Source organism: Bradyrhizobium sp. 170 (assembly GCF_023101085.1).
Lineage (GTDB): Bacteria > Pseudomonadota > Alphaproteobacteria > Rhizobiales > Xanthobacteraceae > Bradyrhizobium.
This window is the reverse complement of sequence record NZ_CP064703.1, coordinates 1,468,977-1,482,340: the sequence shown is the minus strand read 5'-3', so window position 1 is coordinate 1,482,340 and position 13,364 is coordinate 1,468,977. Positions and strand designations below refer to the sequence as shown.

General features: G+C 58.7%; 15 protein-coding genes. 1 reads left to right on the top strand and 14 read right to left on the bottom strand.

What is annotated here, in order from left to right:
- Positions 1-33 precede the first annotated feature (33 nt).
- The 14 genes from IVB05_RS07085 to IVB05_RS07020 all read right to left on the bottom strand — a co-directional run bounded on the left by IVB05_RS07085 (position 34) and on the right by IVB05_RS07020 (position 11,967).
- The gene (locus IVB05_RS07085) at positions 34-441 is read right to left on the bottom strand and encodes a hypothetical protein (protein WP_247783700.1); all 408 of its coding nucleotides are present in this window, start codon (positions 439-441) and stop codon (positions 34-36) included.
- 13 nt (positions 442-454) lie between these two features.
- The gene (locus tag IVB05_RS07080) at positions 455-2,092 is read right to left on the bottom strand and encodes a type II and III secretion system protein family protein (protein WP_247783699.1); all 1,638 of its coding nucleotides are present in this window, start codon (positions 2,090-2,092) and stop codon (positions 455-457) included.
- Between the two features lie 451 nt (positions 2,093-2,543).
- Positions 2,544-2,957, bottom strand: a complete 414-nt coding sequence (locus tag IVB05_RS07075; protein ID WP_247783698.1) for a TadE family protein — start codon at positions 2,955-2,957, stop codon at positions 2,544-2,546.
- Positions 2,957-4,303 (bottom strand): pilus assembly protein TadG-related protein, encoded by a 1,347-nt coding sequence (locus IVB05_RS07070; RefSeq protein ID WP_247783697.1) that lies wholly within the window; start codon positions 4,301-4,303, stop codon positions 2,957-2,959. The genes IVB05_RS07075 and IVB05_RS07070 overlap by 1 nt, the downstream gene beginning before the upstream one ends.
- A gap of 9 nt (positions 4,304-4,312) precedes the next feature.
- A complete protein-coding gene (locus tag IVB05_RS07065; protein WP_247783696.1) occupies positions 4,313-4,843 on the bottom strand; it encodes a hypothetical protein in 531 nt (176 codons plus the stop codon).
- A 6-nt stretch (positions 4,844-4,849) separates the two neighbouring features.
- Positions 4,850-5,494: a methyltransferase gene (locus IVB05_RS07060; protein WP_247783695.1), complete on the bottom strand. Its 645-nt coding sequence runs from the start codon at positions 5,492-5,494 to the stop codon at positions 4,850-4,852.
- A 3-nt stretch (positions 5,495-5,497) separates the two neighbouring features.
- Positions 5,498-6,409, bottom strand: a complete 912-nt coding sequence (locus IVB05_RS07055; RefSeq protein WP_247783694.1) for a type II secretion system F family protein — start codon at positions 6,407-6,409, stop codon at positions 5,498-5,500.
- Positions 6,406-7,335 carry a type II secretion system F family protein gene (locus IVB05_RS07050; RefSeq protein ID WP_247783693.1) on the bottom strand — a complete coding sequence of 310 codons (930 nt, stop codon included), beginning with the start codon at positions 7,333-7,335 and terminating at the stop codon, positions 6,406-6,408. The genes IVB05_RS07055 and IVB05_RS07050 overlap by 4 nt, the downstream gene beginning before the upstream one ends.
- Positions 7,335-8,735: a CpaF family protein gene (locus tag IVB05_RS07045; RefSeq protein ID WP_247783692.1), complete on the bottom strand. Its 1,401-nt coding sequence runs from the start codon at positions 8,733-8,735 to the stop codon at positions 7,335-7,337. The genes IVB05_RS07050 and IVB05_RS07045 overlap by 1 nt, the downstream gene beginning before the upstream one ends.
- A complete protein-coding gene (locus IVB05_RS07040; protein ID WP_247783691.1) occupies positions 8,732-9,934 on the bottom strand; it encodes an AAA family ATPase in 1,203 nt (400 codons plus the stop codon). Before IVB05_RS07040 ends, IVB05_RS07045 begins: the two co-directional genes overlap by 4 nt.
- 11 nt (positions 9,935-9,945) lie before the next feature.
- On the bottom strand, positions 9,946-10,854 hold the full coding sequence (gene cpaB / locus IVB05_RS07035; protein WP_247783690.1) for a Flp pilus assembly protein CpaB: 909 nt from the start codon (positions 10,852-10,854) through the stop codon (positions 9,946-9,948).
- Between the two features lies 1 nt (position 10,855).
- Entirely contained in the window at positions 10,856-11,362 is a 507-nt protein-coding gene (locus IVB05_RS07030) for an A24 family peptidase (RefSeq protein WP_247786611.1), read from the bottom strand.
- A gap of 65 nt (positions 11,363-11,427) precedes the next feature.
- Positions 11,428-11,610: a hypothetical protein gene (locus IVB05_RS07025; protein ID WP_346771831.1), complete on the bottom strand. Its 183-nt coding sequence runs from the start codon at positions 11,608-11,610 to the stop codon at positions 11,428-11,430.
- A 147-nt stretch (positions 11,611-11,757) separates the two neighbouring features.
- Positions 11,758-11,967 (bottom strand): hypothetical protein, encoded by a 210-nt coding sequence (locus tag IVB05_RS07020; protein ID WP_247783688.1) that lies wholly within the window; start codon positions 11,965-11,967, stop codon positions 11,758-11,760.
- Between the two features lie 612 nt (positions 11,968-12,579).
- Here IVB05_RS07020 and IVB05_RS07015 point away from each other — a divergent pair.
- Complete coding sequence (locus IVB05_RS07015; RefSeq protein ID WP_247783687.1) at positions 12,580-13,320, top strand: SDR family oxidoreductase; 741 nt, start codon at positions 12,580-12,582, stop codon at positions 13,318-13,320.
- Positions 13,321-13,364: the final 44 nt, after the last annotated feature.

Here is a 13,364-nt window from a genome sequence, read left to right as displayed (position 1 = left end):
CTCTCGCTTTGCGGCTGCGACCCTTGGGCTCCTTTACCTATCCCCTGCCCCGCCGACCCCACCGACCGGCACCGATACGCCAGAAGTCGATCCAGCCCCCAATCCTTCTACGTTGATGTTCTGGGTTGGGGTAGTCCGCACGCCCATCTGTTTCGTCGCATCGCCAATGTCGGGAAGCTGATCCACCGGCTGTTTCGTGTTGCCATAGCGCGTCACGGCGGCACCCACGCGCCGGGCGTCGTACGCGATCCTGCGATTACCGACGTTTCGCGGCCACGGATGGATTGTATGGGTGACGGCGTTTACCTGTTTGGCATCGCCAGCGGTCATTGTGATGGTGTCGGAACGCTGGAAATACCGGTCTACTTCGTCGTGACCGTGAAGTCCGTAGCAGCCGCTCAACAGGAGCGGAGAGAGCATAGCCAGGTATCTAACCGTCATCTCTCTCTCTCCCTCAGTTCAACGTCTTGATAGCTGGCTGACCCGAAACGGCGGCTGGTACCGGCTGCCTGAGCTCGGGAGCGATGATGTGGCCATAGGGTCCTTTGACGTCGCCTCCGGAATTTACGTAGTCGTTGTAACGCTTGCGCACTTCCATCTGACCGTTGAGGAAGAAGTCGACATCGTTGGCCGGTAGCCGCGAGTCGAGCGGCGACGCCAGCGCCTGCCCCGGCACCGCCGGCGCGACCAGGCGCGGCGTGATGATGATGACGAGGTCCGTTTCCTCCTGCTGGTAGGACCTGCTGCTGAACAAGGTTCCAAGCACGGGCACCGAGCCGATCCAGGGCAATTGCGAAACGTCCTGCCGGTTGCGAGTCTGGAGCAGGCCGGCGATGGCAAAACTCTGGCCGTCGCGCAATTCGACCGTGGTGCGCGCGTCGCGGCGGGTCAAAGCAGGAACTGTAGTCCCCTGAATCGTCACCGCATTGGTGAAATCAAGCTCGCTCACCGACGGCTCAACCCGAAGATTGATCACGCCCCGCGAGAGAACGGTGGGCACAAAGGCCAGCTCAACACCGAACTTCTTGTAATCGATGGTGATGGTGGGAAAACCGGTCGTCGTCGTGTTCGGGATCGGCACTGGAAATTCACCGCCGGCCAGGAAGCGGGCGGCATCCCCGGAAAGCGTGGTCAAATTCGGCTCCGCCAGCCGGCGAACCAATCCTTTCGTTTCCAATGCAGAGATCAGCAAGTCTACCGAACCGCCGTTGCTGGTTCGAACAAGACTGGTCAACAAGCTTCCGAACGGGATCGGGGCGACGCCGCCTGCGGTGCCGACGAGCGTTCCCACAGTTCCGAGTAACGGAAGGCTGCCCGTCGGAGGACTTCCAACAGGACTGCCGCCAGCACCAAGGGGGCCAGGGGCCGTATTAATACCACCGATCGGTGTTCGACCGGCGGCCGCAGTGCCCAGCCCGGTATTACCGACATTAGTGCCATTGGCGTTAGCGGCGTACAGGTTCACGCCGAGGTTACGTCCAGCCTCCCGGTTGACCTCGAGAAAGCGCACCTCCAGCATCACCTGCTGTGGTGCCGCGACGCTCATCGCGTTGACGACGACTCCGCCTTTTGCAACTGAGCCGGTGGCGATCGCCATGGCCCGCTCAGCCGCAACTGCGTCAGTGGCGGTTCCGCTGAGCACCACCTGCCCCTCGGAGGCCGAGACGCGAATACCCTGCATGCCGGTGCCGGACCGGATGTTCTGCTGCAAACTGCCGGTATCGATCACGACCTCAACGTCGAGGATCCCGATCTGCTTCATCGAGCTGTCGAACAGGATGACGTTGGTGGTGCCGGTCTGCTTGCCCTGGATGTAGATCAGATGATCGCTCAGCGACTTCACGTCGACGATGTCAGGCGAACCCGCGACGATCGTCGAAAACGCCGTATCGACCCTGAAGGTGCGTGACTTGTTGAGGGTCACCTTGACCCGCTGGACGTCGCTCATTTCGCTGACGAAGACACCGCTGGAAGAGCCCCGCCGATCTGCCGCCCCCGCGCGGTCAGCGGAACCAAACGCAACGCCAAGAGCTATCACGCTGAAGGCGAAAAGCCTCCCTCGCGCGCCACCAAAAACACGACCGCCCCTCATTCGATTCCCCTCGCCGCGATCCACTTCCGTCCCCGTAAATTTACGGCCTCGGCGTCCTAAAACTCTCCCCGCACACCAGGTCGTAGAGCTTACAAGCTGTTCCAATACAAATCGTTACGTTCGAATTCCTTGTCGTTACGCACACCAGCGCAAACTCAGCGCCGCCTCACAGAGGCCAAGTGTTCGCCGCGAATGCGTCACTGAATCATCATCCCCTCATCTGCATCGTTGGCAAGGAGAGACCTCTATTGGGCAGTGCAACATCGGAGAAAACTTTTGAATGTTGCCAAGGCACCACTGCTATGCCCGCTTTCGTGCATTGCGCTACTCTAACGTCCTACCTTTCGGCGCTCGGCAGCTACCGGTTCCCCGACCGATGCGGCACAGCCGTTCAGACAATCCGGACAAATTCCTCCACCGCTTACCGCAGCGCACTCCAAAACGATGCCGATTAGAAGGGGATGGTTGTGGACGCGCTCGGCGCGTTCAATGCTGTGCCCCATATCGGCATCAGCATGTTGAAACTCGGTTCCGATGCCGTAACAGTAAGTGCGGAGGCTCCCGCAGTCGTGTTCAGCGTGGGGGAGAGACCGCCAGCAAATAGCATTGGGGCAACGGCTTTCTTGTCCGCATCCGATGGCAGGGGGTCACCGCTGCACGTTGGTGGAATTCTCTTGATTGCGCTATTGACGTAGCAGTCGTTGATCATCCAGGTCCGAGCACCAGCATTCGCGAGCGCGCGCAATGACTGCATGGTGATTGCGTAGCGCCCCAGATCGAAGATGGCGAACATCAAAATGAAAAGCGGCACCGCGACAAGGCAAAATTCCATCGCCCCGATGCCGCGCTGATCGAGCTTTCTCATCACTGCACCAACTGGACATACTGGCTGCTAGTCAGCTTCGTTTCCTTTGGGCACCCTGTGGTGTCAAAGGTGGCATTACCGTTGAACTCGACTGACTTGGCGATCAACTCGCCACACTTTCCGCCGGTTATGTTGACCGTCGGATCGCCCTGAAACGTCACATTCGCGCTTGGCAGGTACATGACCCCTTTCAAATTGATACCGGAATTTCCGCCAAATGTTACGTCGTTCGGGCCGTTCTTGCTCGTATCAGGATCAGGGATCTTGTAGATCGCCATATTGGCGAACAGGCTGGCATGGGACTGAAGTTCGGGCGGAAGCCACGAGGTTTGTACGGCCGGGTTGCCAGTGATATTGATCGAACTCCCGCCAGTTGCTTTGAGACTCGCACCGGGCAACAGGATGAACAGTGCCGACGTTCCCGAGATCGACACGCCGCCATTGAGGCGCAGCGAGCCAGAGATGAAGTAGACCCCACCATTTGGATCCAACGTAATGGAACTGGACAATTTGTTACCGTTATTGTTTGTGCACCGATTCGCTGCGATCGTTGGACTGTACGCGAATAGCTTGGTTTTATCGCTGCAATCCGGGAGCGTCGGTAAAGTAACCCCGTCAAGCACGGAGAAGGGATTGGGGATCGGAGCCGGCATGTAAGTTAGCGCGGTGTTACAGAACGATGCGCCACCCGTGCAGCCGCCGACAGTCGATAACGAGCCGAGATTCATGCTCATCCCGCCGCCGGTGAAGTTGATTGCATCCTTGGCCGTACTGTTCGAGGCCATGCCGCAATTAGGCGCATCGATGTTCGGGCTGCCCTGGAAACTGATAGAGCCGGTCAATGACAAGACGCATGGCGGCGCCGTCAGGCTTTGTACTTTGGCCACGGCTGTCGCCGGTATGTTGACAGTGGTCAAACCAAGCACTCTCGCCAGGTATGCCGGCTGTTGCTGGGTGACAGTGGCCTGAACGTAGGTTCCGGCCGCTCCCTTCCACGACGTGAGCGAGGCAACCTGGACGGTCTGCGAGATTCCTGACGGAAGGCTAGTGCCACACTGGGAGCCGGGATAGGAGGTGGCACCCGCGTTGCAGAACGCGTTCTGTGCCGCGGATTGCTTGGCGCGATAGTCCACTGTTTGTGTAACCGCGCACGGTGGGTTCGATAAGCACAACTGCTGCACGGCACCCGAATAGGCTGCCGCATCGGCGGCATTCTGCGCGTGCTGCCTGGTGACGTACCACGATCCCGCCTCGCCCCCGAGTGCGACCACTCCTATCAGCGGCACCAGGGCGATGACGGTTGCGAAGGCGACGGAACCACGACGAGAGTGAAGCAAGCCACGCATGGACCACTCCTATTGAAACCGTTCTGCGTAAGGCAGTGTGAACGAACAAGGATCGGCGTTACCACTCCGACAGATCACCGATCTCAGCACGATTGGCGCCACGGTGACGGTCGTCGTGTATGTATAGTGCTTGGGCGAAAGAAAGTTGGTTGCGGAGCAGGCAGCCATTGAATCGGAGCAAACGACCTGGAGATTGTTGATGGGATAACCCGAAACCGAAGTGGGGAGCGCTGACTTCCAGCCTGCCCAATCGGTCACGTCAGGTGGCGGGTTGTACTGGATCCTTTGCCCGAAGGCGCGCAATGCCTCCCACGCGGCTACAAACCGAAAGCCAGCGGCGGCAACGTCGGCAAGCGGCAGAAGCAGGCTCACCCCCAGGAAAAGGAAAACGAACAGCATTTCAAACGCGGCAGCACCGCGCTGATCCGCGATGAAAGACTTTCGATGGCTCGCGCGCCCGCCTCGGACACTTACCACGCCCGGATGCCGACCCCGAGCACGAGCAATTTGAACGATGTCCACGACAATTCGGCCACGCATATCCGCTCACCAAACATAAGGGACCAATCTCCAACGCGATGCTTCGTAGCTGGAATACTCGGGGCAAGTGCGCCGAAGCAGGTCTTCTTCGTAAAGAATTCGGCATACCTGGACGCCGATATGCAGGACCAGTATGAGCACCGTTACCGGTGTCAGGTATTGCAGCACTACACCCAGGATTACGATTTCTTCTGCGAAATAGAGCGGGTGCTTGATCCATCGATAGGGACCGGTTTGCACCACTGAACGCGCCTGTGGCACCAGGCTGAACGACCGCCCCAGGTGTCGGATGGTGACAAGCATCATGATCATGCCGATCAGCACGCAAGCGGTGGACAGCAAGTTTGGCAACGCTTGGTCGGTTTTGCCGAAGAAGGAGATCGTCCATGGCATATAGCTGCCGACGAATGCAGCTATTCTAGGCAGCAGCCCATCCGCATGCGCCTTTGCCGGGGACCTGGTCATGATCAACACCGCCAGGAGCATGTAAAAGACGGCAAGGCAAAAACTGGACAGAAGCGATGGCCAGGGATCGGTGAATGACCCAATTCTGATGGCGACGCAGAGTCCCAGCAACATGAACCACATGCTGCCGAGCAGCTGCATCATCCACTCGTAAGACCGGTTTTTCGACAGGGTCACCGTGCTCATGGCTTACTTCACCCCGATGCTCGAGAATGTACGCACGAGGTGCAGAAACGGACTTCCACCCAAAATGATGAACATGGCTGGAAGCATGAACAACACCATCGGAATAGTCAGCTTGGCGCCCAGCTTGTGCGCTCTTTCCTCCAGGTTAGTAATACGTTCCCGCCGGAGGTCGATGGCGATACTGCGCAGAGCCTGACTCAACGGCGTTCCGTATTGCATGCTTTGGCTGACCATGGTGCCGAACCGGCGAAGCCCTTCCGACGTAGATCCCAATTTCTCGAATGCCTCGCTGCGATTTGGCAATATCCGGAGATCATCAAGAAGGCCGTACAAAACCCGGGCCATCGCAGGATTGGTCTGGTTCATTTCTTGCGCTACTCGTTCCAGCGCGCTCTCCAGACCCATTCCCGCTTCGCTGCAGACAACAAGCAAGTCGATCATATCCGGCGTGCCTTGCCGAATGCCGGCATTGAATCGCCGTCTCAGCACCAACAGGATCAACCGCGGCCCCATAATTCCGGTCACCACGCCAATGAGACCGAAGATCAGCACATCGGTCAGCGGCTTCCCAAGAAGCTGCGCAACCAACAGGGCCATGATCGGGAATAAGACCATGCTGACAGTTTTGACACCGATCCAGATCGACAAGGTTCGATGAGGATTCAAACCTGACGATTGAACGATCGTTCGGAGCTGGTCCAGATTTTCCGCAGAGTAAAAGCGCCGATACCGCGTGCCGAGCGACGAAAGCCAACCGGTCATGTCCTGGAGCGGCGCTGATCGGCCAGGAACGCCCAACACCGCATTTGACACCCGTACGTTCAACGCACGAATGTGTAGTTCGTGGATGATCAACACGAAGGTCGCAGTAGCAAGTGCTATGGCGAGGGCCACCAAACTGAGACCAAAGGTCATAGCTCTGTTTCCCTTCTGACCATCCAACGTATCACAAGGGTCCCGATAATCACCGAGGCTGCTGCGTAAGCCAGGAGCTTGTTTCCCGTCGGATCATAGATCAGCAGATCGACTGTTAGCGGATTGATCAAGTATAGTAACCCACCGACAATGACGGGCGACACTGAAAGCGCGCGTGAGGAAAAGATTACCTCTCCGGCCAGAGCCTTCGCGCGAGCAGCCAGCGCAACACGCTGCCTCACAGTATCTCCCAGTGTTTGTAAGGTTTCGGTCAAACTGCCACCTGACTTCAGCTGGACGGCAAGTGTGACGGCAAAGATCCCGTACTCTGTCACTTGCGTTCGCCGATAGACAGCTTCGACAGCCTCCTCTGGAGGTCTCCCCATACTTACTTCGCTGCATACGATGGCAAACTGCCCAGCTGTTGGTTGCGGCATCTCGCGCGCAATGGTGCGAAACGCTTCGGTCACGGGTAGCCCAGATCGAACAGTACTTGTCACCAGCTGAATCGTGTCGGGTAGCTGTCGAAAAAGTTGACTGGCGAGACGCTGTCGCTGCCATCCGAACAGACCTCGCACCGTCACAATGGCTACGATTGCAGCCGCCGGATACGCGTAGAAGTTGGAAAATTTCAGCACGCTATTGGCATAAAGGATTGCGGCTGCTGCGATCACACCGGCAAATAGCACATACGCGGGGTGCCAAGCGTAAGCTATCCCGGCCTTGTAACTGACCATGCGGAAGAGAAACTGCCAGCGGGACCCGGCCTCCAACCGACGAATGGAGGGCAGGTTCGCCGACTCTGAAATTGGCAGAGCTATCGCTACCTGACGATCGATGCGTCGTTGTCGTGCGTCGAGCCACAGCGTCGTGGCTGCTGCGCATATCAGCAGCACCAGGTCAATGGTGGTCAAAAACTCCGGCATTATAGCTGCCTCATAGCTTCAGCCCAGGCTCGATCAAGCCCATAATAGGCAAGACGGCTCTTGAATTTTGGGACTGCGTTGGTGGACCTGTAGGTGCCCGATATCCGCCCGTGAACATCCTCGTGTTCGTACTCGAACGCCGCGATGTCATTGGTGGTGATCACCTCGCCTTCCAGCCCGATCACCTCGCAAATCTGGATAACGCGACGCTGTCCATCCCGCATGCGCTCTACTTGCACAATGAGATCCAGCGCAGCGACGATCTGAGACCTGATCGCCCGCAGCGGCAGATTTGGCTGTCCCATCTGCACCATGTTTTCAATACGGGTCATTGCGTCGCGGGCGCTATTGGCATGCACCGTGGAGATCGAACCATCATGGCCGGTGTTCATCGCCTGCAGCATGTCAAACGCTTCAGCGCCGCGCACCTCGCCTACGACGATCCGGTCAGGACGCATCCGCAGCGCATTCCACACCAGATCGCGTTGTGTCACCTGCCCCGTGCCTTCGAGGCTGGGAGGACGGGTCTCCAGGCTGATCACGTGCGGCTGTTGAAGCTGTAACTCTGCTGCGTCCTCGATGGTGACAATGCGCTCACTGTGATCGATGAATTGGCTCATGGCGTTCAACAGCGTCGTCTTGCCGGAACCAGTACCGCCAGAGACCAGAACATTGAGCCGGGATCGGGCGGCAATCTCCAGCAATCCTCCCATGGCCGCAGTCACCGAGCCGTTCTGGATCATCCCGGCCATGTCCAGACGGCGACTTGGAAATTTTCGGATGGATATGCAGGGGCTGTGGATCGCCAGCGGCGGGAAGATGATGTTGACCCGGCTGCCGTCCGGCAAGCGGCAATCCACCATCGGACTGGATTCGTCAACTCGGCGCCCGACTTGCGCGGCAATTTTCTGCGCCACCGATGCGATGTGATCATTGTCGCGGAATCGTACCGCGATCCGTTCCAGCTTGCCGCTTCGCTCGACGTAAACGTTACTCGGTCCATTGACCATGATGTCGTTGATCGATTGATCCAGCAGAAGCGGGCGGAGCGGCCCGTAGCCGGTCATGTCGTCCGCTATCTCGTCCGCTAACTGAAACTGCTCGCGGCCTGACAGTTCCAGCCGTTCCTCGTTGGCGATTCCGTGGATGATTTCCTCGATCTGCCGCCGAAGAACATCGCGCGAAACAGTTGCGGCCACCGACGGCTCGATCTGCTCGATGACCCGTTCGCGCAGCGAAGCTGGCATCACTGGCCGCTGGGTAGAAGGTTCGTCGCGCCTTGTAGATGCAGGCAAGCTTGGCGTAGATGCCAGCAAGCTCGGCGTCGACGCAGGCAAGCTTGGCGTCAATGCAGGCAAACGAGCTGGCGTGTCGTCTTCGCGCCTACCAAACTTTTTCATAGCCCGAGCAGCCTCCTGAGCCGTCCCTTCCGCTCGGCGCCGACACCCGTGATCTCGCGTACAATCGGAGCGAGGTGACGCCGCAGTCCTGATACGTGCTTTAGAGCTGGAATTCCGAGATTGACCGCCTGGGTCATCCCCTTCCCGAGATCGGGAATCACCATGTCTGGTTCTGCGCCCAGGGCCTTGACAATCGTTGCCCTGGGAAGTCCCCCGGCACGATTGGCACGGTTGAGCAAGGTGAAGACGCGATCTTTGCCGGCGATGTTGGTGACGGCGGTGCGCAGTGCATGGGCATTGCGAAGTCCGGTCACCTCGGCTTCCAGCAGCACCAGCACGTGACGAGAGAGCGTGATCACCGGATGGATCGATGGCGGAAACGGGACCGGTACATCGACAACGATGTAATTGAATCGTTGACGGAGCAGCCCCAGCACGTGTCTCACTCCCGCTTCAGTGATGTCCAGCTGCGCATCCAGCTCCTCATCGGCGGAGATCAGGCAAACCCGCTCGTTGACCTCAATTGCCGCGCGCTCGAGGAACAGCGTGTCCGCCCGCATGGGGTTTTCCAGAGCGATGCGCAAGCCTGGCCCCGGCTGAACCCCCAACATCACTGCCGTTTCACCGCCTTGCAGATGGAGGTCGAGCAGTGCAACCTTGGCTTTGGTGGTTTCGGCCAGTTGCAGTGCGATATTGATGGCGATACTCGTTGCTCCGGCGCCCCCCTGCGCACCGCAGATCGAGATTACATGTCCGCCACGATCGATTTGACCGGGCGCTACGTCGCCGAGTAGCTTCGGTCGCAGCTGGTCCAGCACCATATCCCGCGTGAGCGGCCTCGGCAGGTACTCGGTCAAGCCGAGTTCCATGAGCTCGCGGTAGAAGGTGATCTCTCTGCTCTCACCAATCAGAGCCACCCGGACATCGGGTGGGCAGACGCCGGCCAACCTTTCCAGTTCGGTAAATGGATCCTCGACTCCGCTGATGTCCGCCACCAACGCGGATAGATCGGTGTCGGTTTCGAGCATCCGTATGGCATTGCGGATCGTGCCACGCCCGATCGACAAGTTGCTGCCGTCGAGGCCCTTGCGCAGAGCGGCAGCACTAAGCTCGTCATTCACGAAACAGACGATTCGGTTGCGCGTTACAACAGATGCAGGTTCTTCAGCCGGACTGACTACTGCTATGTTAGCGATCACCACTGCCTCCCTTACCGACGTGACGATACGGCCGAAGCGACCGGCGTTGACGGGGCAATTCCCGGCGACACATCGCCGCTCAAAAGCGTGCGCGTGTTCCCCGTATCGTCTCGCTTGACTGAGTATTTCGTGCCGCTATTGCGTGCATAGACCACCACCGTCGCGTCCGTGTCCTCCATGTCCTGTCGATCGACCGCTGACCGTACGGCCAAGGAGACCTTTCCGAGCTGTGCTGCGACTGTGACTTTCTTGACCTGCTCTGGCGCGAGCTGCAACGAAACAGTGCGCGCTACCTTACCGGCCGTGGCGTTGCTGGCCGAGCCACCTTGCACAATCTCCTGGTCGATCGCGACAATTCGAACATTATGAGCAACGGTTTCGCTCAGCGTGCCGTGCTGGTGATCTGGATTCTTCTTCTCGCCTGCTGTCGTCGACTCCTGGGTCAACACGACATCCACATAGTCACCTGGCCAGATCAGGCCCGAGACACCAGACGCGGCGTCAACGTTGATGCTGATGGCTCGGCTATCCGGTGCCAAGACGCTGGCGAGGAAACCCCGTTCTCGCGGACGCAATATGTCCTTCGATGTGACGTGACTGCCAGTATCGAGGAAGTTGCGAACCAGAGATCCGCGAAGTCCGATCTTGGCGCCGGGCGTATCAAGGATCGCCCCTGCTGGAACACGTTCCGGCGGCACCGAGCGTACCTCGAAATCTTCATCGCGGGCCAGTGTCCCTCTCGGTAGCGGGTGTACCGCGACGAAGTACCCGACAGTGGGAGGCGCCGGCGCCGGAGTGTTCTCCGTGACCTGTGCTACCGGGACCTGCTTCGGCAGGTTCATGTTGTAGGCGATAAGCCCGAGCGCAACGGTCGCGAGCAAAAACACCATGATGATCGAGAGGCGCAAAGCGGATGACATGTCAAAGTCCTTTGCTGAGAACGGTCCAGATACCACCGCACGCTATGGCAACCCCGTAAGGTAGCGGCGCGTGTCGCAAATGGCGCCAACGCTCTATCGCGTAGACACGGCGTACGAGCGACGATCCGGCGGGCGCTAGTCTGGGATATGGCAGGAGGCGCATCATCAGATGCACCAGGGCAAGAACGCCGCCGGCCAGCGCGGTTATGGTCAACAACAGAACCACGCCTGTCAGCGGGAGACCAATCGCCAAAGCAACCAGCAACTTGACGTCGCCGCCGCCAATCAGCCTCCGCTGGTAGATGACCAACAGCAGCAGCAGGAGGATCGTCGCCGCGATCAGCGATTGGGCAACTTGCATCGGGTTGGCCAACTGGCCGGCAATCCCGAGGAGCGCCAGCGCCAGACAGATCTCATTTCGGATCAATCTTGTCGCGACATCGATCGTTGCGACATAGAGCAACAATAGGATTTCGAGAAACGAGGTTATGGGAACAATCCAACTCATCAAACGCACGCCTTAAAAAGAGTGGTGACAGATCTCCCGTGCCTCCATGAGCCCAGACGGCTGTATTAGCTTCCGACGGCAGTGCTGATAGCGGCGCTGATCGTGCTGATCCCGCTCGTCAGCACGGTCGCGACAGTTCCACCAGCGCTAGTACCGAAAGCAGCAGTCACTGCGCCGACGATGCAAGCCGCCACCATCACGTATTCGAACGACACCACGCCATCCTTGTCCGTGCGCAGACGCTTCAACGCGTCCGCGGACTTAACCCGATACCTCAACATAGGAGGAATCCTTCCTTGGGCCGAAGGCAGGACTTTCAGAAACGAGGCTTTGGCAGCAATCCAATAAAGTGGGGGGCAGATTCCTATGCCCCCCTCTGGGGCGAGATGCCTGTATTACACGGCCGCAGTGAAAGCGGCGGTGATAGCGGTGATCCCGCCAGTCAGCGCCGTCGCGATCGCACCACCGGCTCCAGTACCGAACGCAGCAGTCACTGCGCCGATGATGCAAGCCGCGACAATAATGTACTCGAACGACACCACGCCGTCGTTGTCCGCGCGCAGGCGCTTCAGAGATTCCGTGGTCTTGACGTAGTATTTCAACATAGGAGCAATCCCTTTCTTTCACGATGAATTTGCAGAACGGGCACGCATTTTCAGAAACGTTGGCAGAAGAAGTCGTTGCCAACTTTTCCCATCTTAGTATCAAGCAAAAATGCTTGTCACCTGATAATCCTTCTTTAACCATATTCTGGGCAGCGCTTTCCCGTAGTTGCACGGGCGAAGTGCTTGGAAATTTCGAGTTACCTCCCGGAGATTCGAGCAGCACTACGCTCGTAAATTGGCGGGTCATGTTGTTTTTCGGGCCAGATCGAGCTGGCCGACGCGCACTGAATGTCACCACGACCGCGTCGACGCGGGAACGGTCACCGGATTGTCAGGATCGATAGCGTTGAGCGAAATATCGCACCACCCGTTCAATAGCCTGCGATTTGCGTTCGCGTTGATTACCAAAATTTCCCGTCGCATCGATGAACTCAGATGAGGATCGTAGTCCACCGTTGCGCTGATCATCGTGTAGCGCGCGACAAGCCAAGGCGAGAGTGGAGCCGCCGTTTTGCTGGTGTATGCGAGACTCTCTCGCCAATTCCCGGATCAAAGCGCAAAGCGTCGAAAACCGAAGCATCAATCGCTACGGCAATGCCCAGCGTGCTTCAAATGAACCGTCTACACTCGCAGGAATTGTCGTCGAACCTCTTGCCGTTTCTCGCCGGAGAAATAAACGGCGCGACTGTCGTCCGCGGGATCATCGAGCGTGACCGGAAAATCGACTCGACCTTCTTCGCTGTGGACATAGGCCACGGCTTTGCAGGTGAAATCGAGCCCGGCAATCTTCAGCGTCGTGCACCTGCCCGACATCTCCGCCAGCAGATCAACAAGAATGCGCTCATCGTTCTCGATGATCCGTCGGCGGCCCGCGACGAACGGTTCTGGACCCAGGTCTGCAACGCCCGCGTCAGCGACCGCATCGGCGACATCCCATTGGCCGGCCTCACCGGCTTCGTCGCAGGGCTCGCGCGCTCGGTTGCCGAGCACAATGTGACGATCAACAACCTGTTGCCCGGCACCTTTGACACCGACCGGTTGAAATCGAATCTGGCAGCATTAGCGAGGAATTCCGCGCGCGACATCGGCGCGGTCACCGAGGAAATAAGGATCGCAAACCCAACCAGGCGGTTCGGGCATCCGGACGAATTCGGCGCGACGTGCGCGTTCCTGTGCTCGGCACAGGCCGGCTACATCACCGGGCAAAACATCCTGATCGATGGCGGGGCCTATCCGGCACATTCTGATCGCGGCTCCACTGGCCGGGCAATGGCGTGGAGAGCGGAGCAGCCACCCTCGCCGGCATGCTGGCCGCAGGTCCGACGCGCGCCTTCGCCGTCCGCGGCGCTGTGACGATATCGGCCATTCACCGCAAAGGCAGCGGGTGCCGCCGGACC

Bases quoted from the DNA above. Each gene is read 5' to 3' on its own strand.
- IVB05_RS07085 (WP_247783700.1), bottom strand. From the start codon at position 441: ATGACGGTTAGATACCTGGCTATGCTCTCTCCGCTCCTGTTGAGCGGC.
- IVB05_RS07080 (WP_247783699.1), bottom strand. From the start codon at position 2,092: ATGAGGGGCGGTCGTGTTTTTGGTGGCGCGCGAGGGAGGCTTTTCGCC.
- IVB05_RS07075 (WP_247783698.1), bottom strand. From the start codon at position 2,957: ATGAGAAAGCTCGATCAGCGCGGCATCGGGGCGATGGAATTTTGCCTT.
- IVB05_RS07070 (WP_247783697.1), bottom strand. From the start codon at position 4,303: ATGCGTGGCTTGCTTCACTCTCGTCGTGGTTCCGTCGCCTTCGCAACC.
- IVB05_RS07065 (WP_247783696.1), bottom strand. From the start codon at position 4,843: ATGCGTGGCCGAATTGTCGTGGACATCGTTCAAATTGCTCGTGCTCGG.
- IVB05_RS07060 (WP_247783695.1), bottom strand. From the start codon at position 5,494: ATGAGCACGGTGACCCTGTCGAAAAACCGGTCTTACGAGTGGATGATG.
- IVB05_RS07055 (WP_247783694.1), bottom strand. From the start codon at position 6,409: ATGACCTTTGGTCTCAGTTTGGTGGCCCTCGCCATAGCACTTGCTACT.
- IVB05_RS07050 (WP_247783693.1), bottom strand. From the start codon at position 7,335: ATGCCGGAGTTTTTGACCACCATTGACCTGGTGCTGCTGATATGCGCA.
- IVB05_RS07045 (WP_247783692.1), bottom strand. From the start codon at position 8,735: ATGAAAAAGTTTGGTAGGCGCGAAGACGACACGCCAGCTCGTTTGCCT.
- cpaB (WP_247783690.1), bottom strand. From the start codon at position 10,854: ATGTCATCCGCTTTGCGCCTCTCGATCATCATGGTGTTTTTGCTCGCG.
- IVB05_RS07030 (WP_247786611.1), bottom strand. From the start codon at position 11,362: ATGAGTTGGATTGTTCCCATAACCTCGTTTCTCGAAATCCTATTGTTG.
- IVB05_RS07020 (WP_247783688.1), bottom strand. From the start codon at position 11,967: ATGTTGAAATACTACGTCAAGACCACGGAATCTCTGAAGCGCCTGCGC.
- IVB05_RS07015 (WP_247783687.1), top strand. From the start codon at position 12,580: ATGAACCGTCTACACTCGCAGGAATTGTCGTCGAACCTCTTGCCGTTT.